Annotated in this window: 23 protein-coding genes; 14 read left to right on the top strand and 9 right to left on the bottom strand. The window is 63.9% G+C overall.

What is annotated here, in order from left to right:
* The first annotated feature begins 9 nt into the window (after window positions 1–9).
* A complete protein-coding gene (locus ABDC78_RS18785; RefSeq protein ID WP_178357451.1) occupies window positions 10–1005 on the top strand; it encodes a cytochrome c oxidase assembly protein in 996 nt (331 codons plus the stop codon).
* Between the two features lie 614 nt (window positions 1006–1619).
* Here ABDC78_RS18785 and ABDC78_RS18780 read toward each other — a convergent pair.
* From ABDC78_RS18780 to ABDC78_RS18770, 3 genes are all read right to left on the bottom strand, one after another.
* A complete protein-coding gene (locus ABDC78_RS18780) occupies window positions 1620–2564 on the bottom strand; it encodes a M56 family metallopeptidase (RefSeq protein ID WP_178357450.1) in 945 nt (314 codons plus the stop codon).
* The gene (locus ABDC78_RS18775; RefSeq protein ID WP_178357449.1) at window positions 2561–2947 is read right to left on the bottom strand and encodes a BlaI/MecI/CopY family transcriptional regulator; all 387 of its coding nucleotides are present in this window, start codon (window positions 2945–2947) and stop codon (window positions 2561–2563) included. The genes ABDC78_RS18780 and ABDC78_RS18775 overlap by 4 nt, the downstream gene beginning before the upstream one ends.
* Before the next feature lie 202 nt (window positions 2948–3149).
* Window positions 3150–4172, bottom strand: coding sequence for a M23 family metallopeptidase (locus tag ABDC78_RS18770; protein WP_178357448.1), 1023 nt, complete (start codon window positions 4170–4172; stop codon window positions 3150–3152).
* Between the two features lie 510 nt (window positions 4173–4682).
* Here ABDC78_RS18770 and ctaD point away from each other — a divergent pair.
* The 4 genes from ctaD (at window position 4683) to ABDC78_RS18750 (ending at window position 11489) form a co-directional block, all read left to right on the top strand.
* Window positions 4683–6428, top strand: a complete 1746-nt coding sequence (gene ctaD, locus ABDC78_RS18765; RefSeq protein WP_178357447.1) for a cytochrome c oxidase subunit I — start codon at window positions 4683–4685, stop codon at window positions 6426–6428.
* A 470-nt stretch (window positions 6429–6898) separates the two neighbouring features.
* Entirely contained in the window at window positions 6899–7729 is an 831-nt protein-coding gene (locus ABDC78_RS18760; protein WP_178357498.1) for a L,D-transpeptidase, read from the top strand.
* A gap of 383 nt (window positions 7730–8112) precedes the next feature.
* Window positions 8113–10671, top strand: a complete 2559-nt coding sequence (locus ABDC78_RS18755; protein ID WP_178357446.1) for a heavy metal translocating P-type ATPase — start codon at window positions 8113–8115, stop codon at window positions 10669–10671.
* 65 nt (window positions 10672–10736) lie between these two features.
* On the top strand, window positions 10737–11489 hold the full coding sequence (locus ABDC78_RS18750) for an adenylate/guanylate cyclase domain-containing protein (RefSeq protein WP_347133139.1): 753 nt from the start codon (window positions 10737–10739) through the stop codon (window positions 11487–11489).
* Window positions 11490–11510: 21 nt separating this feature from the next.
* Here the strand turns inward: ABDC78_RS18750 and ABDC78_RS18745 are convergent, their stop codons facing one another.
* The 3 genes from ABDC78_RS18745 to ABDC78_RS18735 all read right to left on the bottom strand — a co-directional run bounded on the left by ABDC78_RS18745 (window position 11511) and on the right by ABDC78_RS18735 (window position 14070).
* Window positions 11511–12080, bottom strand: coding sequence for a hypothetical protein (locus ABDC78_RS18745; RefSeq protein ID WP_178357444.1), 570 nt, complete (start codon window positions 12078–12080; stop codon window positions 11511–11513).
* A 162-nt stretch (window positions 12081–12242) separates the two neighbouring features.
* A complete protein-coding gene (locus ABDC78_RS18740; RefSeq protein ID WP_306172895.1) occupies window positions 12243–12596 on the bottom strand; it encodes a hypothetical protein in 354 nt (117 codons plus the stop codon).
* Window positions 12597–13113: 517 nt separating this feature from the next.
* Window positions 13114–14070, bottom strand: coding sequence for a L,D-transpeptidase (locus ABDC78_RS18735; protein WP_178357443.1), 957 nt, complete (start codon window positions 14068–14070; stop codon window positions 13114–13116).
* A gap of 139 nt (window positions 14071–14209) precedes the next feature.
* Between ABDC78_RS18735 and ABDC78_RS18730 the strand changes: the two genes are divergently transcribed.
* The 4 genes from ABDC78_RS18730 (at window position 14210) to ABDC78_RS18715 (ending at window position 19233) form a co-directional block, all read left to right on the top strand.
* On the top strand, window positions 14210–14980 hold the full coding sequence (locus ABDC78_RS18730; protein WP_178357442.1) for a cytochrome c biogenesis CcdA family protein: 771 nt from the start codon (window positions 14210–14212) through the stop codon (window positions 14978–14980).
* 114 nt (window positions 14981–15094) lie between these two features.
* The gene (locus ABDC78_RS18725) at window positions 15095–17020 is read left to right on the top strand and encodes a cytochrome c oxidase assembly protein (RefSeq protein ID WP_178357441.1); all 1926 of its coding nucleotides are present in this window, start codon (window positions 15095–15097) and stop codon (window positions 17018–17020) included.
* Window positions 17021–17288: 268 nt separating this feature from the next.
* The gene (locus ABDC78_RS18720; RefSeq protein WP_178357497.1) at window positions 17289–18050 is read left to right on the top strand and encodes a tat pathway signal sequence; all 762 of its coding nucleotides are present in this window, start codon (window positions 17289–17291) and stop codon (window positions 18048–18050) included.
* 493 nt (window positions 18051–18543) lie between these two features.
* On the top strand, window positions 18544–19233 hold the full coding sequence (locus tag ABDC78_RS18715) for a DUF305 domain-containing protein (RefSeq protein WP_178357496.1): 690 nt from the start codon (window positions 18544–18546) through the stop codon (window positions 19231–19233).
* 19 nt (window positions 19234–19252) lie between these two features.
* Here ABDC78_RS18715 and ABDC78_RS18710 read toward each other — a convergent pair whose 3' ends face one another.
* Window positions 19253–20437 carry an ATP-binding protein gene (locus ABDC78_RS18710; RefSeq protein ID WP_178357440.1) on the bottom strand — a complete coding sequence of 395 codons (1185 nt, stop codon included), beginning with the start codon at window positions 20435–20437 and terminating at the stop codon, window positions 19253–19255.
* Window positions 20434–21192, bottom strand: coding sequence for a response regulator transcription factor (locus ABDC78_RS18705; RefSeq protein WP_178357495.1), 759 nt, complete (start codon window positions 21190–21192; stop codon window positions 20434–20436). Before ABDC78_RS18705 ends, ABDC78_RS18710 begins: the two co-directional genes overlap by 4 nt.
* Window positions 21193–21323: 131 nt before the next feature.
* Here ABDC78_RS18705 and ABDC78_RS18700 point away from each other — a divergent pair, with 131 nt between their 5' ends.
* Entirely contained in the window at window positions 21324–21491 is a 168-nt protein-coding gene (locus tag ABDC78_RS18700) for a hypothetical protein (protein WP_178357439.1), read from the top strand.
* Between the two features lie 157 nt (window positions 21492–21648).
* Here ABDC78_RS18700 and ripB read toward each other — a convergent pair whose 3' ends face one another.
* The gene (gene ripB, locus ABDC78_RS18695) at window positions 21649–22416 is read right to left on the bottom strand and encodes an NlpC/P60 family peptidoglycan endopeptidase RipB (protein ID WP_178357438.1); all 768 of its coding nucleotides are present in this window, start codon (window positions 22414–22416) and stop codon (window positions 21649–21651) included.
* A gap of 443 nt (window positions 22417–22859) precedes the next feature.
* On the opposite strand from ripB, the gene ABDC78_RS18690 reads away from it, so the two are divergent.
* The 4 genes from ABDC78_RS18690 to ABDC78_RS18675 all read left to right on the top strand — a co-directional run bounded on the left by ABDC78_RS18690 (window position 22860) and on the right by ABDC78_RS18675 (window position 26212).
* A complete protein-coding gene (locus tag ABDC78_RS18690) occupies window positions 22860–23585 on the top strand; it encodes an adenylate/guanylate cyclase domain-containing protein (protein WP_178357437.1) in 726 nt (241 codons plus the stop codon).
* A 44-nt stretch (window positions 23586–23629) separates the two neighbouring features.
* On the top strand, window positions 23630–24253 hold the full coding sequence (locus tag ABDC78_RS18685) for an isoprenylcysteine carboxylmethyltransferase family protein (protein WP_178357436.1): 624 nt from the start codon (window positions 23630–23632) through the stop codon (window positions 24251–24253).
* Between the two features lie 163 nt (window positions 24254–24416).
* The gene (locus ABDC78_RS18680) at window positions 24417–25196 is read left to right on the top strand and encodes a helix-turn-helix domain-containing protein (protein WP_178357435.1); all 780 of its coding nucleotides are present in this window, start codon (window positions 24417–24419) and stop codon (window positions 25194–25196) included.
* A 47-nt stretch (window positions 25197–25243) separates the two neighbouring features.
* Window positions 25244–26212: a sterol desaturase family protein gene (locus ABDC78_RS18675; protein WP_178357434.1), complete on the top strand. Its 969-nt coding sequence runs from the start codon at window positions 25244–25246 to the stop codon at window positions 26210–26212.
* The last annotated feature ends 99 nt before the right edge of the window (window positions 26213–26311 follow it).

The following is a 26311-nucleotide window of genomic DNA, read 5'->3' as shown; positions in this document are numbered from 1 at the left end:
TGTGACTCGATGGTGGTCGGAACCGTGATCGGTCAGGTGGTGCTCCCCGCCTCACCGCCGACGGTTTGGGCGATGCTCGGTTGGTTACCGCCGCCGGTTCCATTACTGCCCGTATTGGCAGTGGTGTTGGCGGTGTGGTACGTGCTCGCCGTTCGAGTCGTCAGATCGCGAGGCCGCCAGTGGGCGTGGACGCGGACGGCGAGCTTCCTGGGAGGGTGTATCGCCTTGGCGGCGGTCACGGGCCTGGCCATCGACGGCTATGGCTACCGTTTGTTCAGTGCCTTCATGTTTCAGCACCTGACGCTGTCGATCCTCGTTCCGCCTCTGCTGGTTCTGGGTGCGCCTGGCCGGTTGCTACTCAGGTCCACACCCCACAGTGGCCTCGGACGTTACGTCGTGATGTCCGCGCTGGCTGGACTTCGGTGCCGGGCGAGCAGGATCGTGTTGCACCCCGGCTTCACTATTCCGGTTTTCCTCTTGAGCTACTACGGCCTGTACCTCTCCGACCTATTCGATGCGGCGGCGGCCAGCGTGGCCGGACACGTAGCACTGCAGGTGTTCTTCCTCGTCAGCGGCCTGTTGTTCATCCTGCCGATACTGTCGACCGGCCCCTTGCCGGTCCGGCAGAGCAACCTGGGCCGCTTCTTCGACATCTTCGTCGAAATGCCGCTGCACGTCTTCATCGGCGTGATCCTGATGATGGCACCGCGGACGCTCACCGAGACCTTTGCCAATCCTCCACCGGACTGGAACGTCGACCCCGTCGCCGACCAGGCGGTGGCCGGCGCGTTGGCGTGGTCTTATGGCGAGCCCGTCGCGTTGCTGACCATAGTGATCTTCGCCATCCGCTGGCGCCGTGACGAGGAGTCGGAGGCGGCGAAAAAGGAGGCCGACGTCGAACGCGACGATGCGGAACTTGCTGCCTACAACGCGTTTCTGCGCGGATTGCAGCAACCGTCGCGACGGCCTACCGACCTGCCGAGCACCGCCGACAAGGATGACTGACACCGTGGCGACGACGCGGCGGCGCTCAGTTCGAGGCCAAACCCAGCTCACCGCAGCGACATTCGTCAGTGCCGCAGTGTCTTCATGGCCAGGAGATGTCGACTTGATGGCATCCGATGAGCGATCCCGCGGTCATGGTGAATTTCCATCCGTCACGAGCGCCTGCAGCTCGTTGACGTAGGTGCTGCTGCTCGCGCTGATCTGTCTGGCGACGTCACGGATTAGCCAACGCCTATCCCTACCCCGGGTAGAGGCGAAGCGATGGTCACATACGTAGTGACATAGTAGATTGGTCGTGTGAAGAGTTCGCTCGCCGTGTCCTGCCACGGAGCGCGGTCGCGGTGGCCTCAGCAGCACCACACGCAGTCGGCAGGTCGATTGGGTCGTCGACGGATCGTGACGTCGCTACTGTTAGCCCTGGGCTTGGCGGTGTTGGCCTTGCTGGTGGCTGAACCGGTCGCGGCTCATGTTGCGTGCATGGCCATCTTCCCTCCCGCGTAGCCGCCTGCCGAAGCACCACGACCTTGCCGCAGTCATAGTGACGTAATCATGCTGTGCCGCAACACATTTGGGTCGCATCGAATGTCCGGGGGTCGGTGACCTCGTGGACCCGCTTACGCGAAGCAGATCAGTACGCCCGTCAGCGACAGAGTGACGATCGCGAACGGTGTGGCGGCCATCGCCGCTACGGCTCCGCTCAGCGCGACTTGGGTCTGGATGCGGGCGAACCGTCGTGGTGGCTTCGATAACCGTTCGGCACGGGTGAGCACGGCGATACCGGCAGCGGCCAGACCGTGAGCCGGGGTGGTGGCGCCTGACAGGGTCAACAGGCCCGCGAGCAGGGGCTGACGGCCGTGGCGACGAGCGGCCGCATCGTCGGCGCACATTTCCAACAGAGAATTGATGTGCGTGGCTGCGCCCGCGAACAACCTGCAGGTGGGCAGCGCAGCAGTCAGGCAGCGCGCCGCGGCGATGGCGTAGGCGTGACGGCCGTCGAGGTGAGCACGTTCGTGGGCGACGACAGCCGCAAGTTGATTCTCATCGAGTGCGGCCAGAGCTGCGGTGGTCACCACTATCGCCGGCGGACGTCCCGCCACACAGTACGCCGCAGGCTCCGATGCCTCGATGACCACGACGTCGCTGCCGTAGGACCTGCCCACCAGGCGCACGGCGTCGGCATGGGCGAAAGTGTGGATGCGCATGCGGCCCAGAGCGCGACCTATTCGTATGACTATGGCGATCAAACTTCCGACGGCGAAAGCCACCGCGACGGTCGCCACGATTCGTGCCGGCAACCCGGCGTGGCCGAGGAGAATGGCGCGGAGACGTTCCAGGCAAGAGACGATCAGCGCGTCGGGGCTGTCCCAGTGTCCAGCGGCCTCGATGAGGACCAGCGCGACGGCGGCAACTGAGCAGCCGAGCACCGTTACGACAGCGGTGGTCCACGCGGCTATCGCCAGGCGCGGAGCCTCGCCGTCGGCGGTGATGTGAACCAGAAGCTTCGGTCCGATCGTCAGTACCGCTGCGACGTATAGCAGCAAAGCCGCCGCGACGGTCATCGGCGGCCTGACTTGCGGGCCAGCCGCCGCAGCGCAGCGCGCAAGTCAGCGGATTCGTCCGGGTCGATCTGCGCCACGAAATGACTCAGGACCGCCTCGGATCGACCACCGCCGCTCAGCGCCTCCAGCATGAGTCGTGCACTGTGCTCCTCGCGAGTCAGGGTGGGCCGGTATCGATATGCCTTGCCGTCGCGTTCACGCGACAGCCAACCCTTTCCGTGCAGGTTGTCCATCGTCGACATGACCGTGGTGTACGCGATATGCCGTTCGGTGCTCAACTCGTCAAAGATCTCCCTGACCGTGGTGTCGCTGTCGGGATCACGATTCCAGAGGCGATCCATGATCGATGCCTCGAGTTCTCCGAAGCCACGCACCCGAGCCATGATCGAACCTCCTGAATTGGTCAGTAGGTAGCTTACGGCGTTCGTCGGCGTGCCGGGCGCTGAAGCGAGCGCATGGTGCCGCTGATCGAGCGCCGGCCAGCCGGCTCGGCATGATCTTACTGAGAAAGTCAGTAGCTGAGCTACTAGCCTTCGCTGCGGATATGCATGCGCGATGCTGACGGCCCCCGAGGCCGGGCTGCCGCTAGTAACGGTTCGACACTCCCCGTTCCCCTAACCACGCCATCGGGTCGGTCTTGTCCGATCCGTTGCGGTGCACCTCGAAGTGCAGGTGCGGTCCGGTCGAGTTGCCTCGGTTGCCCATGGTGGCGATCTGGTCGCCGGCCATCACCGGCTGGCCGGTTTGCACCAGTGTGGTGTCGATGTGACCGTAGAGCGTGACCGTGCCGTCCGCGGCGCGGATCTTGACCCACATGCCGAACCCCGGTGTCGGACCGGACGCAATCACCTCTCCATCGGATGCCGCGTAGATCGGAGTACCGACGGCGTTGGCGACATCGAGTCCGGCGTGCAGGGTGCCCCACCGGGCTCCGAAGCCCGATGTCAGCATGCCTCGGGCGGGAAAAGTGAACTGTGGGCGCAGAAGTCGCGCCTCCCGCTGCGCCCGCTCCTCAGCGAAAGCCGCGCCTCTGGCCGATTCCTGTCGATGGATCCCGGCATCAAAGCTGTTCGCCACAGGGATGATCTGCATACCCGAGGCTTCGGGGCGGGCAGCCAGTGACGTGGCAGTGTCGGCGACCAGAACCGGCTGCTGCGCATCGGTTGCGTTGACCGCGGTGTTCGCCGCGGCGGCGACCGCGCCGACTGCGACAGCCGTGATAACCAGCCTGCTGTGCGCCGCGCCGGTCGCCTCAGGGGTCCTTCGATGCGCCCCGCGAGAAGAACGGACGGAAGCGCCCATCAGCGCCCGGCTAGACGACCGCTGGCCTTCCCTGAGGCTTGCCCCGTCGATGGGGATCGGCACCGTCGGCGTCGCCGCGTTCGATGCATCTCTCGGTAAGAGCAGCAGCCGAGGCGACTCGTCGGCAATATCGTTGAGGTCGTCGAGTTCAGGTGCGCTCAACACCTCGTAGTCGATCGCGAACGGATCGCTGTGAGAACCGGCCATGTCCACCATCGCGCCGAACTCATCGAAGGCGATGATCTCGGTGACGTCGGTGGCACGGTCGACCGACGCATCTGGTCGCGCGATCCGGTGATGCACCACTTCGAGACGATCCTTTGCCGTTACCAATTCGTTATCTGGTTGGCGAGACGCTAACCCAACACCCGCGATCGGGCAAGTCATCGACTTCCGACGAATGTCGCCACGCGACGGCGCGCGTCGCTAAAAGCGTTGAGGTCCAATCGATTCGGTCACGATATGCGCAAGGTCGCGAACGGTCTCCCCGACTCGGTACCTACGTAGTAGCTGCGGAATTGGGACGATTGCCAAGGACGGAGGCGTCGTTCGACGATCCGCCTCGAAACAGCTCGCGCTGTCGCTAGGTCTTGCAACGCCGCCGCGCCGAAGGTCGGCCCGATGCGCCGGGGCCGGAGCGGGTGCGAGTGCTCTGCACCCGCCCCGGCGGGGCACCCGTCACCGGGCGATATGGCGCACTTCCGGGCCCGGAATTTCGCAGCCACGCGAGTAGTCCTAAACACCGCCGTAGAGTAACCTACGTATCTAGTCAGTAGATAATGAGAACGCTGTACCACACGTCGCGGAAGGAGCTTCATGGTCGCCGATGCGCCGCAGATCGGGGAACTCGAGGCCCGCCGTCCCTTCCCCGCCCGGATGGGCCCGAAGGGCAACCTGATCTACAACCTGATCACCACCACCGATCACAAGCTGATCGGCATGATGTACTGCGTCGCCTGCTTTGCGTTCTTCCTCATCGGCGGCCTGATGGCGCTGTTCATCCGCACCGAGTTGACGGTTCCGGGCCTGCAGTTCCTGTCCAACGAGCAGTACAACCAGCTGTTCACCATGCACGGCACGGTGATGCTGCTGTTCTATGCGACCCCGATCGTGTTCGGCTTCGCCAACCTGGTGCTGCCCCTGCAGATCGGCGCGCCCGACGTGGCGTTCCCGCGGTTGAACGCGTTCTCGTTCTGGCTGTTCCTCTTCGGCGCACTGATCGCCACCGCGGGCTTCATCACCCCGGGCGGCGCCGCGGACTTCGGCTGGACCGCGTACACGCCCTTGTCCAGTGCCATTTATTCACCCGGTGCCGGCGCCGACCTCTGGATCGTCGGCCTGATTGTGGGCGGCCTGGGCACGATCTTGGGCGCGGTGAACATGATCACCACCGTGGTGTGCATGCGTGCACCCGGCATGACGATGTTCCGGATGCCGATCTTCACCTGGAACATCCTGGTGACGTCGATCCTGGTGCTGCTGGCCTTCCCGCTGCTGACCGCGGCGCTGTTCGCCTTGGCCGCCGACCGCCACCTGGGGGCCAACATCTACGACCCGGCCAACGGCGGGACACTGCTGTGGCAGCACTTGTTCTGGTTCTTCGGCCACCCCGAGGTCTACATCATCGCGCTGCCGTTCTTCGGCATCGTCAGCGAGATCTTCCCGGTGTTCAGCCGCAAACCGATCTTCGGCTACACCACGCTGATCTACGCCACGCTGGGTATCGCGGCGCTGTCGGTGGCGGTGTGGGCGCACCACATGTACGCCACGGGTGCGGTGCTGCTGCCGTTCTTCTCGTTCATGACGTTCCTGATAGCGGTGCCCACCGGGATCAAGTTCTTCAACTGGATAGGCACGATGTGGAAAGGCCAGTTGACGTTCGAGACACCGATGCTGTTCTCCATCGGCTTCATCGTGACCTTCCTTCTCGGCGGTCTGTCGGGCGTGCTGCTGGCCAGCCCGCCGATCGACTTCCAGGTCACCGACAGCTACTTCGTCATCGCGCACTTCCACTACGTGCTGTTCGGCACCATCGTGTTCGCCACCTACGCCGGCATCTACTTCTGGTTCCCGAAGATGACCGGCAGGCTGCTCGACGAACGGCTGGGCAAGCTGCACTTCTGGCTGACGTTCATCGGGTTCCACACCACGTTCCTGGTGCAGCACTGGCTCGGCAATGAGGGCATGCCGCGCCGCTACGCCGACTACCTCCCCAGCGACGGCTTCACCACGCTGAACATCGTCTCGACGATCGGCGCGTTCATCCTCGGTGCGTCGACGCTGCCGTTCCTGTGGAACATCTTCAAGAGCTGGCGCTACGGCGAGGTCGTCACGGTCGACGATCCGTGGGGCTACGGAAACTCCCTGGAGTGGGCCACCAGCTGCCCGCCGCCCCGGCACAACTTCACCGAGCTGCCCCGGATCCGCTCCGAGCGTCCCGCCTTCGAGCTGCACTATCCGCACATGGTCGAACGGATGCGCCGCGAGGCCCACGTCGGCCGGGCGCACGGACCTGATGACGGAGATGTCACGCGCCGCGACGACGCTCAAGTGCGCACCTAAACGGCGCGCCATGATGCCGAAAACAGAACGCGGGCACTATTTCTGGCTGGTGCGAGGTCATGCGCAGGACGCTCGGATCCTGACGCAGCTGCGACCGTCGTTGGGTATACACGCGGAGTTCCAAGAGTAGTTGCGGCAGCGTCCACCCGTTGCGGATTTTTTTGCGACCCCTCCAAATGTCCCGGGCTTCCGTGAGAGTCACGGACGTTCGTGCAAAACTGCCCACTCAAGGGTGCACTGACGGCAGTGCTACGTCTCACCCATGGAGCAAGGGGCGCTCGGACCTGTGGACCGTGGCCGCAGCGTGACGAACCCTTAACCGAATCGAAGGCGCGCAGGTGCTTTCGCGAAATGACCTCGCAGCCCTACCATTAGCGACGATGAACGATGCGATACCGCAGAGTGTGGTGGGAGCCCTTCGTAGCGGTCCAGTGGTTCTGGGACTTTGTTGCCCGGTGTTTCGAAAACCCATGCGCCTGACTATTCGTAGCGTTCTCACCGCGGCCATGTTGGCTGCGAGCGTGGTTGCGGGCCCCGTGGACATCAGTAGGGCCGCGAGTTCGTCCAACCGACCCGATGTCGCGTCGCTGCTACCTGCGGAGGGCGCGGTCGTGGGCGTAGCCCATCCTGTGGTGATCACGTTCAACCGCCCTGTCGCCGATCGGCGCGCGGCCGAACGCGCCGTTGACATCAAGTCGGTGCCGGCGATGACGGGCAAGTTCGAGTGGATTCAAAACGATGTCGCGCAGTGGGTACCTGACCAGTTCTGGCCTGCACACAGCACGATCTCCCTTTCGGTGGGCAACTTGCCAACCAGAAACTTCCAGACTGGTGCCGCCGTCGTCGGCGTCGCCAACGTCTCGGACCGCACTTTCACCGTGACCATCGACGGCGTACCGCCCTCCGAGCTACCAGCGCCGCATCACCGAGCCAATTGGGGACAACCGGGCGTGTTCCCAGCTTCAATGGGACGCCCTGATTACCCGACCCCGGTTGGTGTCTATTCAGTATTGGCGAAAGAACGTGACATCGTTATGGATTCGAGTAGTGTCGGCATCCCCATCGATGACCCCGACGGCTACCTGCTGGACGTGGAATACGCAGTCCGTTTCACGTGGCGTGGCTTATTCGTGCATTCAGCTCCATGGGCTGTTGATCAAATGGGCTACGAGAATACAAGCCATGGTTGTATCGGGCTCAGCACCCAAGATGCCGAATGGTACTTGAATACAGTCAACCTGGGTGACCCAATCATTGTGCGGGAGAATGGTACCGAGGTTCCGCAGACCGTTTCTGGCTAGCTCCGAAGCTTCATGTCTTCTTAAGGTCCACCAACTCGACCAGGCATCCGAATCCAAACTCGCGTTGCCGCCCACCCGCTTACCAATATTCGGGGATTACCTTTGACCCTAATCCGGACCCGCGCAGGGTGCGACTCTTGGCTTAGAGAACCCGGAAACTGGGGAGGGAACCATGAACAAATTCCTTTCTGGCCCGTTCGCCGGGTTCGCCTTCACCCACTTCGGTTTCGCGTTCTCCGACATGAGTTCTCGGCAATTCCTCGGCAGGACTTGGAGCGTCGCCCGCCGGTCTGTTCGACGCATCCGTCTCGTCGACCCCAGCGTGATTGAGCCCATCGATGCGGTGGGACTTCGCAGCCGGGGTTGACGCATCATATGCAAACATGCGTATTATTGCATGCATGGCAGATCGCAACGGCGGGACGGCGAGGGGACACGGTGCCGACGGAACGCCCACGAGTAGGACCCTGGCGCTAGACCTGACAGACCTGCTTCCCGGTAGCGACGAGCGCTGCGCTGACCGCCTCACGCGCGGCCTGGTGGATGACGGGATCGTCGAGCAGGCCCACGTCATCGATGGCGACACGACCAAACCCCGCCTGTGCGTGCACTACGACGCCGCGGCTATGTCCCCAACAGAAGTGCAGCGTCGAGCTCTGCAGGCGGCTGACACCATCGCGTCGAAGTACGGGCATCTGCGGTGGTTGACCACAGACACCCAAGACGATGAGGCCATACCTGCAGCACTCGTCGACACGCTGTCGGCAATGCCTGGCGTGGTCTCAGCAGCAGCGACGCCCGATTCGATCGAGCTGGAGTTCGAGCGGATGACGGTAACCGCCCAGGAACTCGTGGATGTCATAGCCGCGCAGGTGGCGCCGCAAAGGAGAGCAGTCGACGACGAAGCCGCCGTCGCGCACGACGGAGACGATGCCGACCATCAACACGGTCACGGCGGGATCTTCGGCGAACGCACCGAATTGGTCTTCGCTGGACTGGCGGGCGCGCTGCTGCTCACGGGCTGGCTACTCGCTGCCTTCGCCGATACACCGCGCGCGGCTGAGGTGGTGGTCTACGGCCTGGCGTTCTTCTTCGGCGCGTTCTTCACCGTGCAGGAAGCCTTCGCCAGTGTGCGGCAGGGCCGGTTCGAGATCGACTTCCTCATGCTGGTCTCCGCTGCGGGTGCGGCGGCGCTCGGCGAAGTCGCCGAAGGCGCACTCCTGCTGTTCCTGTTCAGCGTCGGGCACGCGCTCGAAGGCTATGCGATGGGCCGCGCTCGACGGGCGATCGAAGCGCTCGCCGAACTCGCCCCGAAGACGGCACTGGTCCGACGCGGCGGCACCGGCGACACCGTCGAGGTGTCTGTCGCGGACCTGCGCATCGGGGACATCGTCGTGGTGCGCCCAAACATGCGCCTGGCCGCAGACGGCTTCGTGGTGGCAGGAAGTAGCAGCATCGATCAAGCCCCGGTGACCGGGGAGAGCGTACCCGTTGACAAGAATCCGGTTCCGGATGTAGCGGTCGCCGCCGCCTCACCTGAGCTCATCGACGCCGCATCACGCGTGTTCGCCGGCACCATCAACGGCGCCGGCGCCATCGAGGTTCAGGTGACCCGGCTGGCCGGGGACTCCACCCTGGCCCGGGTAGTGCGTCTGGTGGCCGAGGCGCAAACCAAAACCACCTCCGCACAGCGCTTCACCGACCGGTTCCAGCGCATCTTCGTCCCGGTGATCCTGATCGGGGTATTCGTGCTGCTCTTCGCCGGGTTCGTCGTTGACGAGCCGTTCAGCGACACGGTGTACAGGGCTCTCGCCGTTCTGGTGGCGGCGAGCCCGTGTGCGCTGGCGATCGCCACACCGAGTGCGGTGTTGTCGGCGGTGGCTCGGGCAGCGCGTGCCGGCATCCTCGTGAAAGGCGGCGGAGCCTTGGAGGAACTCGGTCGGGTCCAGGTGCTGGCCTTCGACAAGACCGGCACGCTCACCGAAGGGCGGCCCAGGATCGCCGATGTTTTTGCCACCGCAGACAGCGATGACGCCGAACTGCTGAGAATCGCCGTGGCCGTCGAGGAGCAGAGCGACCATCCGCTCGCCCGCGCCATCGTCCGTGACGGCCGCCAGCGGTTGGCCGGAGTGGCGACGCCCCGTGCGTCCGACGTCCGTGCGGTGATCGGCCGCGGCATCGTCGCATCCGTCGAAGGTGTCGAGGTCTGCATCGGCAAGACCGAATTGTTCACCGATGTTGCCCAGCCCCCGCCGGCGGAGCTGGCGGCCGAGGTGGATCGTCTCGAAGAAGCCGGCCGCACAACGATGCTCGTCCGCGCAGGAGACCGCTGGTTGGGCGCGATCGGATTGATGGATCTTCCCCGACCGGAGGCGTCGGCGGTGATCGCACGTCTCGCCGAGCTCGGCTTGACGAACACCGTGATGTTGTCGGGGGATAATCAGCGGGTGGCCGACGCCGTCGCCGCCGAAGTCGGTGTCGCCTCCGCGCGCGGCGATCTGATGCCTGAAGACAAGGTCGCCCAGATAGCCGCACTCCGGGAACGCCACGGCCGCGTCGGGATGGTCGGCGACGGCGTAAACGACGCACCCGCAATGGCCGGTGCGAGCGTCGGTATCGCGATGGGGGCGGCAGGCTCCGACGTGGCGTTGGAGACCGCTGACGTTGCGCTGATGGCCGACGACCTGCGCGCGTTGCCGTTCGCGGTGAGCTTGAGCCGGCGCTCGTCGCGCGTGATCAAGCAAAACCTGTGGGCGAGCCTCGGAATCGTCGCGGTGCTCATCCCAGCCACGATCTTCGGCTTGGGCATCGGTCCCGCCGTGCTCATCCACGAAGGCTCCACACTCATCGTCGTCGCCAATGCGTTGCGCCTCCTCGGATTGCCGATGCAGTCGGTAACCCCAGAAGCGCCACGCGTCGAGCGTGCAGTGGAGACCCAATGATGTTCGAAACATCCAATCCTGCAGGCAGATTCGATCATGCGGACGTAGACAGAGTGGTCGTCTTCGTGGACATCGCTGGGTTCGCGGCCTTCACCGAAGCCCACGGCGATCACCGTGCCGCCGAACTGGCAAATCGGTTCACCACCATAGCCGCTAGCAACCTCGGACCCGGCGACGACATGATCAAGACCCTCGGCGACGCTGTGATGATCACCAGTTCGGACCCCACTGCGGCGCTGGCCTTTCTTCGGCGACTTCACGTCGAGACCCGTCGCATCGACGGATTTCCGTTGCTGCGCGCGGGCATCTGCACTGGGGCAGTGGTGAAGCACCGCGGAAACGTCTTCGGGGCGACGGTCAATACCGCAGCTAGACTGGCCGCTGTCGCCCGGCCAGGTCAGATCGTCGGTGACGCCTCGTCCGCGTCCGCGCTTCGAGGAACGGACCTTGTCGCGATGACGTCGTTGGGCCCGCTTCGACTGCGAAACGTCGGCGCCCTGGTGGAAGCGTTCGCCCTCGACGTCGGAACCCGTCACCAAGAGCACGTCGATCCGATATGTCGGATGCACGTCACGGCAGATGCCCAACCGCTGACGATCACGCACGAGGAGGAGACCTACCGCTTCTACTTCTGTTCCACGGCCTGTCTACGCCAATTCGCTGACCGCGTTGGCGATTTGAGCACGTCGTCTGGTGACGGGGATTCGCAGTCCACTCAGTCGTTTTTCGGTGAGGTCGCGACCCACTTCGGCACGCTAGAAGCCTCTCCGGGCGGGCGGGAGGCTGCACCGATGTCTACTCGTTCTACTTCCTCGTAAAATGGGTTTGCTTGCTTTGGTTCAGCCGGTTGGTCCCATCATTCCGTGACCCGTGCCGGGTCCCATCATCCCGCCGCCCATCATTCCACTCATCATCGCCGGCATTCCTTCGATGACGAATCCGGTGACTTCGTGGGCGTGTTCGCGAATGGCGTTGGCCAGTTCGGGATCGCTGGAGGTTTCGACGACGACCACGCCGCCGGGTGTGAGCGTTATCTGACGTTGATAATCAGCAGCGCGGCGGAACAGCGTGGGCAGGCTTGAGCTCATGCAGGTGACTTCACTGCCTTGATCGAGGTGGGTATACATCGATGAGACGTGGGCCTGCAGTTCGGCGACGAGGTCGGCGGAGTCAGTTTCGGTGGTGGTGCGCACACCTCCGGGAATCTCTTCGACGCTGCGTCGAAGCTCGGTATGCCGCATGAACATGTTCATGTAGGCGCGCATGTCCATTCCCGTCGAGCCACCCATCCCGGGTTGGGCACGGCTCACCGGTATGTCGATGATGTTGCGCAAGACACACCCCAGGCCGAAGAGGGCCGCACCGGTGACGAGCATTCTCAGCGCCGCTCGTCTACCCATTCCGTCCATACCTGAAGTTCCTCCTCGTGCTGACCATGTGTTGTGGGAATCGCGTTGTCGGCGGACGCTTGGTGCGGAGCTTCTTCGGGCATCGGCCGCTTCTTGCCGACGATGGCCCGCCCGACAAAAGTCTGGAATCGATTCTCCTGCAGCGTAATCAGCTATTGCACGCTACGGCCGAGGTGTGGTCGGTGTGATTGTCGGCGGCTGCGACTGGCCAGGACCCCAGGGACCTGAAGGCCCCACGTTTCCGTGTGGCCACGGGCCCTGCGGCCCCATCATGCCGGGCCCCATCATGCCGGGCGTTCCTTGACAATGTCCCTGATTGCCGCCGAAACCGTCGGTCGCCCTGCCGATTAAGAACCCGGAAGAGAACACCACCGCAACGATGAATACCGCAGCGGCGGCAATGCCACTCCACGCCAAGGCGTGGTTCACCCCTTGGCGCTGTCCGGCCACAGCGATTCGTTCGCTCGTTGGTTCAGGTGTATCGGTCATGCTTCCAATCTCCTTCGCTGCATCCAACTCTTGAGGTGCTGAGTCGACCGGCACCGCGCTATCCGCCGACCGTGAGCCCGCGGCACTTGAGTCATCGCGATTCCTGTTGTCCGCCCAGCAGCGTCATTCGCCGCCGAAACTCATCACCCACGATGTACTGGTAGGGCGCCCCGACAGTAGGGCCAATGTGCCTCAACATTCCCGCAAAGAGTGCGAGACCGTGATGTGACCACTCTGTAGAACGGCGTCGCCCGGCGATCACTTTCCCCTGAGGCTGTTGCCTCGGCCCCAATCCGCAATACCCCTGCAGGTATATCGAACAGTTCTCGGGGCCGGGTCCAGACAAGGAGGGGCAAGACATGTGCTGCGGCAAACGGCTACAACTGGGCGAGCGATGCGCGTGACAGCTTCCAAACGTGAAGCAGCACCATCGGCGCCACCCCTGACCCCCGGGCGGTCAGTGCAGCGAGCAGGAACAAGCACTATCCGCGATTCGTCACGGATGATCCGTGTATGCGTTTGGTTGCATTCGCCCGCCCAAGCGTCAGATCTGCCAGTCCTGGGCTCCGTCGTTTTCGTCGTATATGCCGAGGGAATTCTTGACGACGACGGGGTCCCCGCTGCCGAAGTTGTCGTAGAACCACTGCGCGTTCGCGGGGCTCAAATTGGGGCACCCGTGGCTGACGTTTCGCTTACCCTGATCGGCGACTGACCAAGGCGCGCCGTGAACGAAAATGCCGGCATTGTTGATGCGCACGGCGTCTTTCACCTCGAGCTTGTAACCTTCAGCGGAGTCAACCGGCACACCATAGGTGGACGAGTCCATCACCATGTCGGCGAACTTCTCGAGCACGTAGTAGGTGCCGTTGGGCGTTTCGTATCCCGGCTTACCCAGGGACACCGGCATGGTCTTCTCGAGTACGCCGTTGCGCATGACCTCCATTTGGAGGGTGGCGTTGTCGATGGTCGCCACCAACGAGTCGCCGGTGCGGAAACTCGATTTCGTGCCGCTGGCATCAATGCTGACCGTGGTGTTGGCGGGCCAGAAGTCGATGGGTCGCCATCTGAGCTGGGTCGTGCTCATCCAATAGAACTTCCCGGGGACCGCGGGGGTGGAGGAGATGTGGACGGCCTGTTCTGCCAGCGTGCGGTTGGCGATAGGCCTTTGAAAGTTGATGATGATGGGTTTGGCGACGCCGACCATCGAGCCGTTCGTCGGGTTGAACGTGGGGGGAGCGAATACCGGTGGGCCGAGGTAGGGCGCCGAGTTCTGGCCGGCTGGCGGATCCTCAGCAGCTGTCGGCGATAAGCCGGGGGGCGTTCCGGTTAGCGGCGGGAGGAAGGGACTCGGCGCTGTCGATCCGGGGTCCGTGAGGGGATCGGCGGGTGTGGGCAAAGGTGTCTGGGGCTCCGCGGTCGCCGACGGGCCGGCCAGCACAGTCACGACTGTTAGTGCGGCCAACATCGTTGCCACGACCAGCTTGGGGGTCGGGTACCGCATGCGGACCTCCTCCCTCAAGCAATTTGTTGCTACGTAGCTCCATAGTAGATGATGGGAAACGGACGCGGCACTATGGCCGCGGACCTTGATCGTTGTCGAGCGATGTCGGACCGGTGGGTACGAAAGGGTGTCGGACTTCGTGGATGGTGTCACCGCGATCGCTACGTCTGGAAATGTTCTCCTCGCGGTATTCGTGTCGGCTTTGGCCGGGTTGGTGTCGTTCGCCTCGCCCTGCGTCGTCCCTCTCGTACCCGGCTATCTCTCTTACCTGGCCGCGGTGGTCGGCGTGGATGATCAAGCGCGTGCCCAGCCGCTGTCCAGGGCACGTCTGCGGGTGGCGGGGGCCGCGGGGTTGTTCGTTGTCGGGTTCACGGCGGTGTTCCTGATGGGAACGGTCGCGATTCTCGGTCTGACCACGACGATCATCTCTAATGGGGTGATGTTGCAGCGCATCGGCGGAGTCGTCACGATCGTGATGGGTCTGGTGTTCATGGGTTTCTTCCCCGCGCTGCAACGCGACGCACGGTTTACGCCCACGACGTTGTCCACACTATGGGGTGCACCGCTCCTCGGGGCGGTGTTCGGGCTGGGCTGGACCCCCTGTTTGGGACCGACGCTCACGGGCGTCATCGCCGTCGCATCTGCCACCGAGGGGCCCAACGTCGCGCGCGGAATCGCGCTCGTCGTCGCCTACTGTGTGGGCCTGGGCGCTCCGTTCGTGCTATTCGCGGTGGCATCCGGACGGGCAATGAGGGCGCTGGGCTGGCTGCGACGAAACACCCGGCGTATTAAGGTCTTCGGCGGCGTGCTCCTCGTCGCGGTCGGCATAGCGCTGCTGACCGGGCTGTGGAACGAGGTGGTGTCGTGGATACGCGATGCGTTCGTCAGCAACACCACACTGCCGATATGACGCAGTCGCTTTCGGGCGCGCCGCACCGCCGCGCTGTCCGGGGACAGGCGTGTTACCTGTGACGCGCCGGAGTCGTGACGGCGAAGACACCGCGCGATCGGAATGGGGGAGGTGATGGCCACCTCTGTCGCTCCCCGACGCTGGATGGTGCGGGCTGTATTGCTCGGTGTCGCAATGATTTCGGGCGTTACAGCTGCCGTGATCGGCGCGTTGGCACTGCCTGAGGTACTTGCGGTGACCGGTCTCAGCGATCCGGGGCCCTTCACTACCTACGGCCTGTCCTTCGTGCGTGCCGCCGGAGAGATTGCTGCGGTGGTGGCGATCGGACACTTCCTGTTCGCGGCGTTCCTCGTGCCGCCGCAGCCCGGTGGAGTGCTCGACGTCGGCGGTTATCGGGCGCTTCGGGTCGGCGGTGCCGCTTGTGCGGTTTGGGCTGTGTGCGCTGCGCTGTTGGTGGCGTTGACGGTCTCCGACGTGTCGGGGGTGCCGCTGACCAAACTCACACCGCTGGACATATGGTCGGCGGCCGACCTCGTCGAAACCAGCGCGGCATGGCGCACCACCTCGATTCTGGCGGCGTTCGTCGCCGTAGCGAGCCTGACGGTGTTGCGCTGGTCGTGGACTCCCGCAATGCTGGCGGGCGGCCTGATGACGTTGATGCCGCTGGCCGTCACGGGGCACTCCTCATCGGGCGGCTCACACGACATCGCGACTAACAGTCTGATCATTCACCTGGTTGCCGGGACATTGTGGGCGGGCGGATTGCTGGCGCTGCTCGTGCACACGCTGCGAGACGGCAGCCACACCGACATCGCCGCCCGGCGGTTCTCGGGTCTGGCGCTGTGGTGCTTCGCGGCGATGGCCGTGAGCGGAATCATCAACGCGGCGGTCCGGATCGACGTGTCGACCATGCTGGACAGCAGCTACGGACTCCTCCTCGTGGGGAAGGTGACGGCGCTGGTCGGCCTCGGTGCGATCGGCTGGCGACAGCGACGGACGTCGATCGTTGCGCTGCAGCATGATCCGACGTCGCGCAGACCCCTGCTGCGGCTCGCACTCACAGAAGCCGCCCTGTTTGGCGTCGCAATTGGAGTGGCGGTCGGGTTAGGTCGCACGCCACCGCCGCCCGCGACGCGCGAACCACTTCCGGCCGAGGCTGCGCTCGGCTTCGCTCTCGCCGAGCCGCCGACGATCGCGTGGGTGTTCCTCGAATGGCGATTCGACCTGATCTTCGGCACGGCTGCGTTAGTCATGGCCGGCATATACCTTGCTGCGGTGTATCGGCTGGCTCACCGCGGAGCCCCGTGGTCAATGCGGCGCACCGTATCGTGGCTGATCGGTTGCCTCGCTTTGCTGTTCGCCACTTCATCGGGGCTTGGCATGTACATGGCGGCAATGTTCAGCATGCACGCTGTCGCTCAATTGATGCTCACGATAGTGGTGCCGGTGTTGCTCGTGCAGGGCGCACCGGTAACCCTCGCGCTGAAGGCATTGCAGGCAGTCGATCCCAGCGGGGTGCCCGGACCTCGCGAATGGCTTGTCAGCGCGCTGAATTCGTCACTCGTGCGTTTCATCGCGCATCCGTGGACGGCGCTGGCACTTCTCGTGGTGGGCGTCTACGGGCTTTGCCTCCAAGTGGTGTTCGATGCCGCCGTGAGCGAACACGCCTCGCACATGCTGATGATCGGGTACTTCTTAGTCAGCGGTTCGCTGTTCTTCGCCGCCGTCAGCGGTGTCGAGCCGGTGCCACGGTTGATGCCCAAGCGGCGCCGGATCGCGATCCTGTTGTTCGGGCTTTCGCAGTTCGTCATTGCCGGGGTCGTGGTGATGAACATGCGCGAGGTTCTCGGCGCCGTCTTCTACCGCTCCTTGAAGCTGAGCTGGCATGCGGACTTGCTCGGCGACCAGCGGCTGGGAGGCCAAATAATCGCTGCCGGCGGGCTTCTGGCAGTGGGGGTGGCGCTTGCGGTGCTGATCCTCCAGCGCCGCCGCTCGACCGCGATTGAGCAGAGAGCGGCCGCGCCAAGCCCGGGCTCGTGACGACAAGGACCGCATTGTCAGAAGGACGGACGCATCACGACGGCGCCCTTCTGTAGCAGATGATTACTGCGCGACACGCCGCGTACGCCGAACGGGACAACGAGCCGGCGTCACACGTCTACCCGCGACAGCGCCCCAGTCGTCATCAGCCTGCACGTACGGAGATGGGTAGTAGGAATCGAGGCTTACACGGCGTGCCGTCGGCCATGATTGCCACTGGGGCTGACAAGCTACGCACGTGAAGACCGTCGTCACCGGCCTCGTCGCTATGACCGTATTGCTCTTCGTGCCTGCGCCTGTGGCGGCCGCTGAGATCGGACAGCGCATCGCGCAGGCAGACGCCTACCTCGCCACTCGTCCGGGCACGGTCGGGTATGTGCTTCGCGACCGGACGACCGGACAGGCTCACCGAAACAACGCGGCTACCACGATGATGTGGACCGCATCCACCATAAAGCTGGCGATGGTGGTCGACCTGCTGACTCGGGCACATGCCGGCAAGATCACCTTGACCCCGGCTGATCGCCAACTCATGGTCGACATGATGCACTCATCGGACAGCGATGCTGCAGATACGCTTTGGGAACGCTACAGCGGACCCGACAACATGGCATTCAACCGCAATTTCGCCGCGTACGGACTCACCAGCCTGCAACCCCAGCAGGGATTCAGCGGCACGTACCCGTACTGGGGTTTTCAGAAGGCCACGAGCGACGACCTCGACCGGCTGATGAACTACACGCTCACCAGTTTGCCTGCGGCCCAGACCGCGGCCATCGTGTCGGAGATGCAGCACCTCGACGCCAACCAGCAATGGGGCGTGTGGGGAGCGGGCCCGGCCATGACTCCCGGAAACAAGAACGGGTGGTCGCAAGAACAGGGCGGCTGGGTCGTCAACAGCGTCGGTTTCGCCGGCCCTCAGCAGCGCTATACATTGGCGATCATGAACTCGCTCAACGGGGAAGGCGGCTACGACGATGGTGTGGAAACGACCACCCGGCTGGCGCAGATTCTGCTTTCGCCCGCTTAGCGGGACCCATCCCTCGCGGCCCCTAACAAAGTGTCCCAGTACGGGAACAAACCGGCCGACGGCTGGACCGTGGGACCGGTAGGCGTCCTCAGTGCGGGAGTACCTCGTAGGGCTCCAACACGCCTACTCGCAATTCGGATCGCCACGATCAGAGGAATGTGTGCAGCCAGCGCCAGGACGTTCGGGATTGCGCACGAACGCGAATGCACCGCTGCGTGTGTGCGTCGTGGACTCCTGCGCATTGACGCCCACCCGCCACGAATCGCCCATGTCGTTCTGTGCATACAACGTCCCGGCGAAGCCGCTGAGCGCCAACACGAAACCTAACCGCCTGAAGACCCAGGCCTTGAAAGCCAACCGGGGAGCGTCTTCATCAAATCTTCATCAGAATACGAGCCGACCCATATTCGGGTTCTTGAGGCTGGACCGAGGCGGCGAGAGCGCTCGCCCTGTGGACGTCTGGTGTCACCACATGTTTGAGAAGGGATGTGCGATGCAGCACAAGCGATTCGGAATTGGGTTTGCAGCTCTAGCGGCGTCGGCCTTGGTAATCGGCGCCTGTTCGAATGCGACAACGGACTCTCAGCCTTCGCCCAGCAGCACCTCGGCAGCCGCATCGGCATCGCCGAGCGCTACCAGCAGCGACGCTACCCACAACGACGCTGATGTGACCTTCGCCCAGGGCATGATTCCTCATCACCAGCAGGCGATCGAGATGACTGACATGCTTCTCGGCAAGCAGAGCATCGATCCCGAGGTCATCTCACTGGCAAACGAAATCAAGAACGCTCAAGGCCCTGAGATCGAGCAGATGCAGGGCTGGCTTCAGGAGTGGGGAGCGTCGTCCTCGCCTGCACCTGCGCCGACCGGCGCCGCAATGCCTGGCCACGATATGCCCGGCCACCAGATGCCTAGCGGCGACATGGGCGATATGCCGGGTATGGGTAGCGGCGACCACGGCATGATGTCGGAAGTCGACATGGCTGCGCTGCAGAACGCGCAGGGTGCGGAGGCGAGCCGACTCTTCTTGACGCAGATGATTGCCCATCACAAGGGCGCAATCATGATGGCGCAAGAAGAGATTGAGATCGGCCAGTTCCCGGCGGCGGTCGAAATGGCGCGCAACATTGTGTCTTCTCAGCAAGCGGAGATCGACACGATGCAGGGGATGCTGAACAAGTAGCGAGTCGAGGGCTGGACGGTCAGGCCCGTGTTGAGGCAGCGGTAACAGGGAAGTAGTCGGCATGTACCTGGGCTATGGGTAAGTCGACGGTGAATGTTGCGCCGGCGCCGAGTCCAGCGCTCGCTACGGAAATGGATCCTCTGTGGGCCTCGACCAGCGCTTTGGCGATGGCGAGCCCTAAACCGGCACCGCCGTGCTCGCGATCGCGGGCGGCGTCGGCCCGGTAAAACCGTTCGAACACCCGGGTGACGTGCTCGGGGGCAATCCCTTCACCGGTGTCGGCGACGGCGATGCTCAACCGGTCGCCGTCGCGGACACAGCTGAGTTCGACCGAGCCGCCGGAAGGCGTGTGCCGCAGCGCGTTTTCCAGCAGGTTGCCCAGGACTTGGGAGAGTCGTTGCTGGTCGGCCCACAGCGGCGGGAGTGTCGTCTGAAGACGTACGCGTAGCGCAACACCTTTGCTGTCGTAGCGTTCCTTCACCGCGACGACGCAGTGGCGCGTCAGGCGGTCGACGTCAATGGTGTTATACGACATGGAGACTGAGCTCTCCTCGGCCTTGGCGAGAGCGGCGACATCATCGGAAAACCGGACCAGCCGGCGGGTCTGGTCGCGCAGCATCGCCGCTGTCTGCGGAGTCAAAGTGCGCACCCCGTCTTCGAGTGCTTCGATATAGGCCTCCAGCACCGAGACCGGTGTGCGGATCTCGTGCGCCAAGTCTCCGAACAGTTGCTGTCTTGTCGAATCAACGGCTTGGAGCCGGGAAGCCATCTGGTTAAAAGCGGTCGACAGCGCGTCGAAATCGTCGCCTAGTCGCGGTGGTGACACACGGATCTCGTAATTCCCCTGAGCGACATGGGTGGCGGCGGACGCAACCTCGGTGATGGACCGTTGAAGCCGTCGACTGACGTAGAAGCTGACGGCAAGCGCGGCCAGCGCCGACACCGCCAGGGCGCCCCCGATGGATATCACCGTCGCGTAGCCGTAGGCCTCCTCGGCGTGGAATTCCTCAGGGGAGTTCATCGGCACCCCCGCGCGGTGAAGATGCTCGCGAAATAGGGGAGGACCGACGACGGCGGCCACCACCGCGGTCGTCGCGGCCCCGGCTACCAGCACAATGGTTTGGGCCGCCAGCAGCCGCAAACCGATACCTGGACGACCCCACCGTCGACGCCGGCCAGCTGTGGCCGCCCGTACCGGAGTCACTGTCCCGACCCCATCCGGTATCCCACCCCTCGCACGGTGGCGATGTAGCGCGGAGAGGCTGCATCGTCGCCTAGTTTGCGCCGCAGATGGCCGATGTGGACGTCGACGAGATGCTCGTTGCCTACCCAGGGTCCGTCTCTGACGGTTTCAAGAAGTTGTCGCCGGCTCAGCACATTGCCCGGCCGCCCCGAAAGCGCTTCGAGAATGTCGAACTCTGTGCGGGTCAACAGAATCTGTTCGTCGTCGATGCGTACCTCACGTGCAGCGACGTCGATGCTCAGCGGGCCGAAGCGACGCGGTGGCGCGATGTCGGCCTCTGCGGTCGCGATGGCCGATTGCAGGACGCGGGGCCGGCGCAGCATGGCGCGAATGCGCGCGACGAGTTCGCGGGGGCTGAAGGGTTTGGTGATGTAGTCGTCGGCGCCGACGGTCAGTCCGAGGACGGTGTCGATTTCGGTGTCGCGGGCGGTGAGCATGACGATGTAGGCGTCGGAGAACGTGCGTATCTGTCTGCAGACTTCCAATCCATCGATGCCGGGCAGGCCGATGTCGAGGATGACGACATCGGGGTCGAGGTCGCGGGCGACGGCGATCGCATCGACGCCGTTGCCGGCCACAGCCGCCTCGAACTGCTCGCGTTCCAAATAGCTGGCCACCACTTCGGCCAAGGGAAGTTCGTCGTCGACAACCAGGGCGCGGTATCCCTTCGCCTGCTCAGTCGGTGTACCCGGGGGGTGGTGCTCCATGATGAACATGGTGCCCGCTGATACGGACGCGGCGGCGCGCGACTGCCGCAACGGCGCGATCTTCAACAGATCTTTACAGGAGTCGTACCGGTTGCGTTCTGCAGGCGCGTGAGGCTGAAAGTGACAGGAGGATCCGACCCATGCGGTGGGTGCTCGGCGTCTGCCCCAACAGTATCGATTGGCAGACGTGGCTGATGCTGTGTGCCATCGTCGTGGTGCTGTGGGCCGCCGCCTTTGCCGGTACGACGGCCTTGTTCTACGCTTCCGGGCCGGGCCGGGCCGGGCCGGGCCGGGCCGGGCTGAGCTGAGCGGCGTAAGGTAAGGGAGGAGCCAAGTCCGACGCGAACGCGTCAAACTCCAGCAAGTAGTCAACCAAAACTGAGACAGACGACTAACGGTACAAAGTCGCCGACATGACGGCCGCGCCCGCGATGATCTCGGTACTGACAAGATGGCCGATTTCGGTCAGCTCTCGATAATCCGAACAACGTACGGGGTCATCCCGGCTTGGCGCACTGGTGAGACCTTGACGGGAACGCCAGTCCGTTGCGCCTCGATCATCTGCCCTCCGCCCAAGTAGATCGCCTCGTGTTGACTTCCGCCAGGCCCCCAGAACAGCAGATCGCCCCGCTTCGCTTGGGAGGGTGGCACCTTTCGCCCAGCGTTGTACTGGTCACCGGACCACCGCGGCAGCAACACTCCGACGCCGGCGAAGGCGAACCGCGTAAGGCCTGAACAGTCAAAGCCGACAGTGCCTGCACCCTGGTCGACACCGCGGGTTGGACCGGTGAGGCTTCCGCCACCCCAGGAGTAGGGGACACCGATTTGTGTTCCCGCCCGGCGAATCACGTACTCGATCGCTTGGGGACCATTAATGCGATTTCCACGCACGCTCGTCGACGGATCTGCGGCGGGACTGACGATTCCCAGGCTGCTGAGAAAATCGCGACCCATATTCATCGCTGTCTGCGTCGCCAACGCCGTTGCCTGAAGGGATGCGTTGGCGATCGCAAGCGGATCACCGGGAGCGCCCGCGCTTGGCCGCTTTGGAAGAAGGGGGTCCCAAGGGCCGGCAGCAGGTTGGGTCGACGCGACCGGCGCACACACGAGAGAAATCAGGATAACCATCGCGATAACAGCGGGGACCCGCCAAACGCTTCCCGCAGTACCGGCCGGGTGAGAGCGGTCAGCGCCGGCAGGTAGTGCACCCTTGCTCCGGGCGTGTGCTTCCATGTCTTCTCCTCGGCGCGCCGCGCGGTGAGCTACTTCCACAAGCCGATAGCGGCTGAATCGCAAACGTGAGCTCGGTACTCAATTACGTATCTCCTACGTAGAAACGTATCTCACATTAGCCCCTTTAGTAACAGCAGCCACATAACTACAGCAGTGAAATTTTCCGTGGACCGATCGCTTGGACGCGGCCACCGCTGGACAAAGACCCCCCAATATGGCCAGGGAAAAATGCGTGCGGGAAGGATTAGCGGAGACGAACTGCAGATCACCGAACGAACTGCACAGCAACAGGTGTCAGTGACGTTGAGCCGGACGCCATGTCGGCACGGCGTCGTGAACTGCGGTCGATTAGCGGTTGGCGTTCCCGGCCTTCACCGCTCGTCTCCACCGCACCGCTCCAACATATATAGACACATGCGCATATCACTATGTATGGTGTCCTCATGTCGGAAGCGGTGACACAACTCAGTACGGTGACGGCCAAGGCAAGTGCTGAACCGACTCTCGACCATGTCGACACCAATGCGGCCATCGTGTTCGTCGACATGTCTGGCTACACCGCACTCACCGAGATTCATGGCGATCACGTCGCTGCCCAGTTCGCCGAGGACTTCGCAGGCATGGCAGGCGAAGCGCTGGGGCCCGGCGACGAGCTGATCAAGACGATGGGTGATGCCGTCATGGTCACCAGTGCGGACGCACCTGCGGCGCTGGCCTTCCTGCGCCGCTTGGGCGTTGCGGCCAGGCGTGCCGAGGGCTTTCCGATGCTTCGTGCGGGGCTCAGCGCGGGAACGGTGGTGAGACGGCGCGGCGATGTGTTCGGGACGATTGTGAACGCCGCGGCGCGGTTGGCAGCACTCGCTGCACCTGGGCGAATCGTATTCGGCCGCGACGTCGCCGCGGCCGCCGCCGATCTCGGCCTTCCCGTCGAAGCGCTCGGGCTGGTGAGCATCAGAAACATGGCTAACCGGATGGAACTGTTCGCGGTGGACATCGGCGAGGAACACCAGCAGCACGTCGACCCGATGTGCCGGCTACATGTGACCGCCGCGTCCGCCGCGATCACCCGAAGCCGTGATGGCCGCACCTACCGCTTCTGCTCGGCGGCTTGCGCCGACCGATTCGACACACGGGCCCGGTTCGCGAGCGAGTCTTCGGTCGCGGAGTAGTCGCTCTTGCTCACAACGGTTATGGATTGAATGGAGAGGCCACGATGGCAATGGCGGCGCTGATGCTCTACGGGATATTTATCGTTTTGGGGTTCGGGTGGCGTAGCTATCGGCAGTGGCGCCGTACAGGGTCCACGGGTATGCGCGGCTTCCATGGACAACCCGGGTCGTTAGAGTGGCTCGCCGGTGCCGGCTTCGTGGTGGCGATTGTGGTGGGTGCGCTCGCGCCAATCCTTCAGCTAGCCGGCTTGCTGTCGCCTGTCACCACGCTCGACGCCCCCGTATTTGGGGCGCTGGGAACGCTGGCGGCGCTTGTAGGTATCGCCGCGACGTTGTGGGCGCAAGAGTCGATGGGTGACTCGTGGCGCATCGGCGTCGACGCCGGCGAAACCACCCAACTCGTCGACCGTGGAATGTTTGGCTGGGTCCGCAACCCCATCTTCACCGCAATGCTGATATTCGGTGCCGGCATAGCGCTGATGGCGCCAAATCTGCTGGCAATCATGGGGTTTGTTCTGTTGTTGACGTCGATCGAGCTGCAGGTCCGCGTCGTGGAGGAGCCGTATCTGCATCGCACGCACAGCGAGCGTTACCGCGATTACGTGAGCCGCGTCGGACGTTTCGTTCCGCGCATCGGTCGGTCACCTGTCAGGGGGCCATCGGCTTGATGGCGCTCAAACCCGTCCGACCGCTATCGCGGCGTAGGCGTCGCCGTGCCCGACGGCGCCCAACGGTGACCCGTTCATGCGGAGCGATACGTCCCCGACGCCTGTTCCTCTGGGCTCGCGTTCTGGCAATTACTACGGCACCGCCGCAAGAACACCTCGAACGATGAGCGTCCCGGAGACGAATAACTCCGCAGACGATGTCCAACCGCGCTGGGGCGGTGCGGCGCTGCTCCGGTCGGGAGTGCTGGCCTTCGCCGGGTCTATCGGTGCCACCGATACCCACGCCCACCACGCCGTACAAATCATAATGGCGACAACGCCTTTGACCGTTCCCGATGAGCAGGGAGCGCCACACACGGGCACGAAGGTAGTGGTGCCTGCCGACGCGGCCCATCGAATCTGGGGCGGTGCCGAGGACGGCACAGTGGTGTTCCTGGACCCGGCATCCGCGCCGGGACGAGCTGCGCATAGGCGGGCAATCGACGCCGGATGGGTCATCAGCTCGGCGTTCGCCTCCGCTGCGCGCCGACCGCTTGCCACCGTGGTCGCCGACGTAGTCGCTGACCTATCGCCCGCTACCTCCGATCGCGATGTCCCGGCCCAACACTCCTCGGTCGACCATGCATTGCGGTTGCTGCCAACTCTCGTAGCAGCCGGTCCCGTTAGCGGTACCAAACTCGCGGCGCAGGTGGGCCTTTCGGCGAGCCGCTTCACTCACCTGTTCACCGAGCAGGTTGGAATCCCGCTTCGGCGTTATGTGTTGTGGTCACGGCTGCGGATTGCGATCACTCTGGTCCAGGGCGGGGACGACCTGACTGGCGCCGCGCACGGTGCAGGCTTCGCCGACAGTGCCCACCTCACTCGCACCACCCGCGAGATGTTCGGCCTGCCGCCCTCGGTGCTGAGTCGGCACGTGTCCTGGGACCTCGACCCCAGCAGCTAGCCGAATCATTCAAGCCCTGTCCCGGCGGCTACCGCGACGATCAAGGCATGAGTACAACTTCTCGCACGGCCTCGACATCCACCACCGCAGTGAAGGCCCTAGCCCGATACGGCTACGTGCCGTTCATGCTGGTCGGACTCAACGGCGCAGGCATCGCCGTAGCCGCCGCTGGCTTACCGAAATATTGGCTGCTCGCGATTCTGGCAGCCGCAATCGCTACCGCGCTCCTGGTGGAGCGAATCATCCCGTACGACTCAGAGTGGAACCACGATCGCGCCGATGGCAAGCGTGACAGCATTCACGTCGCGGTCAACGAAACCCTCATTTTGGCCAGCGTCGCCGCGATCCCGCTGCTCGCCGCCATCGTCCCCGCACCTCAACTATGGCCACACAGTTGGCCATTCGCCGCACAAGTCCTCGCCGCGATCCTGGTCGCCGACTTCGGCATTACCGTGGTACATCTTGCCAGCCACAAGGTCGGCGTGCTGTGGCGCTTCCACGCGGTGCACCACAGCGTCACCCGCTTCTACGGCCTCAACGGCCTGATGAAACACCCGCTGCACCAAACCGTGGAGATGGCCGCCGGCGTCGCACCCCTGATCCTGATCGCGCTACCCGTCGACGTCGCATCCGCCCTCGCCCTGGCCGTCGCGATTCAACTGCTGCTGCAACACTCCAACGCCGAGTACCGTATCGGCCCTGCCAAGTACGTCCTGGCCCTCAACGAGGGCCACCGATTCCACCACCTCAAATGGGCCGGCATCGGCGACGTCAACTTCGGGCTGTTCACCTTGGTGTGGGATCACATCATGCGGACCTTCTCCTATGACCCCGCAAGACGATTCGACTCCACCCAGCTGGGTATGGCCGCCAAGCCTGATTACCCCACCAGCTATCTGCGCCAGGTGCTCTACCCATTCACTCGACGCGGCGGCTGTGCGTCGGAGGACACCACAACGCCGACCGGTGCCACTCAGACGTCGACCCCCGACCCGGCATCGAAGAATCGCTGCTGATGGCTCGCCCACTGGCGGCAACCGGACGTCGCGCGATGGCCACTGCAGATTCTTCGACTCGGCCCAGTGTTGATCAAGATGGGCAAGACCCTTCACAGG

This window comes from Mycobacterium sp. DL, assembly GCF_039729195.1.
GTDB lineage: Bacteria > Actinomycetota > Actinomycetes > Mycobacteriales > Mycobacteriaceae > Mycobacterium > Mycobacterium hippocampi_A.
This window is presented reverse-complemented; position numbering and strand designations above follow the sequence as displayed.

Bases quoted from the DNA above. Each gene is read 5' to 3' on its own strand.
- ABDC78_RS18775 (WP_178357449.1), bottom strand. From the start codon at position 2,947: ATGGCTCGGGTGCGTGGCTTCGGAGAACTCGAGGCATCGATCATGGAT.
- ABDC78_RS18735 (WP_178357443.1), bottom strand. From the start codon at position 14,070: ATGCGGTACCCGACCCCCAAGCTGGTCGTGGCAACGATGTTGGCCGCA.
- ABDC78_RS18720 (WP_178357497.1), top strand. From the start codon at position 17,289: ATGACCGTATTGCTCTTCGTGCCTGCGCCTGTGGCGGCCGCTGAGATC.
- ctaD (WP_178357447.1), top strand. From the start codon at position 4,683: ATGGTCGCCGATGCGCCGCAGATCGGGGAACTCGAGGCCCGCCGTCCC.
- ABDC78_RS18690 (WP_178357437.1), top strand. From the start codon at position 22,860: ATGTCGGAAGCGGTGACACAACTCAGTACGGTGACGGCCAAGGCAAGT.
- ABDC78_RS18715 (WP_178357496.1), top strand. From the start codon at position 18,544: ATGCAGCACAAGCGATTCGGAATTGGGTTTGCAGCTCTAGCGGCGTCG.
- ABDC78_RS18700 (WP_178357439.1), top strand. From the start codon at position 21,324: ATGCGGTGGGTGCTCGGCGTCTGCCCCAACAGTATCGATTGGCAGACG.
- ABDC78_RS18760 (WP_178357498.1), top strand. From the start codon at position 6,899: ATGCGCCTGACTATTCGTAGCGTTCTCACCGCGGCCATGTTGGCTGCG.
- ABDC78_RS18725 (WP_178357441.1), top strand. From the start codon at position 15,095: ATGGCCACCTCTGTCGCTCCCCGACGCTGGATGGTGCGGGCTGTATTG.
- ABDC78_RS18755 (WP_178357446.1), top strand. From the start codon at position 8,113: ATGCGTATTATTGCATGCATGGCAGATCGCAACGGCGGGACGGCGAGG.
- ABDC78_RS18745 (WP_178357444.1), bottom strand. From the start codon at position 12,080: ATGGACGGAATGGGTAGACGAGCGGCGCTGAGAATGCTCGTCACCGGT.
- ripB (WP_178357438.1), bottom strand. From the start codon at position 22,416: ATGGAAGCACACGCCCGGAGCAAGGGTGCACTACCTGCCGGCGCTGAC.
- ABDC78_RS18705 (WP_178357495.1), bottom strand. From the start codon at position 21,192: ATGTTCATCATGGAGCACCACCCCCCGGGTACACCGACTGAGCAGGCG.
- ABDC78_RS18680 (WP_178357435.1), top strand. From the start codon at position 24,417: ATGAGCGTCCCGGAGACGAATAACTCCGCAGACGATGTCCAACCGCGC.
- ABDC78_RS18780 (WP_178357450.1), bottom strand. From the start codon at position 2,564: ATGACCGTCGCGGCGGCTTTGCTGCTATACGTCGCAGCGGTACTGACG.
- ABDC78_RS18675 (WP_178357434.1), top strand. From the start codon at position 25,244: ATGAGTACAACTTCTCGCACGGCCTCGACATCCACCACCGCAGTGAAG.
- ABDC78_RS18785 (WP_178357451.1), top strand. From the start codon at position 10: ATGGTGGTCGGAACCGTGATCGGTCAGGTGGTGCTCCCCGCCTCACCG.
- ABDC78_RS18685 (WP_178357436.1), top strand. From the start codon at position 23,630: ATGGCAATGGCGGCGCTGATGCTCTACGGGATATTTATCGTTTTGGGG.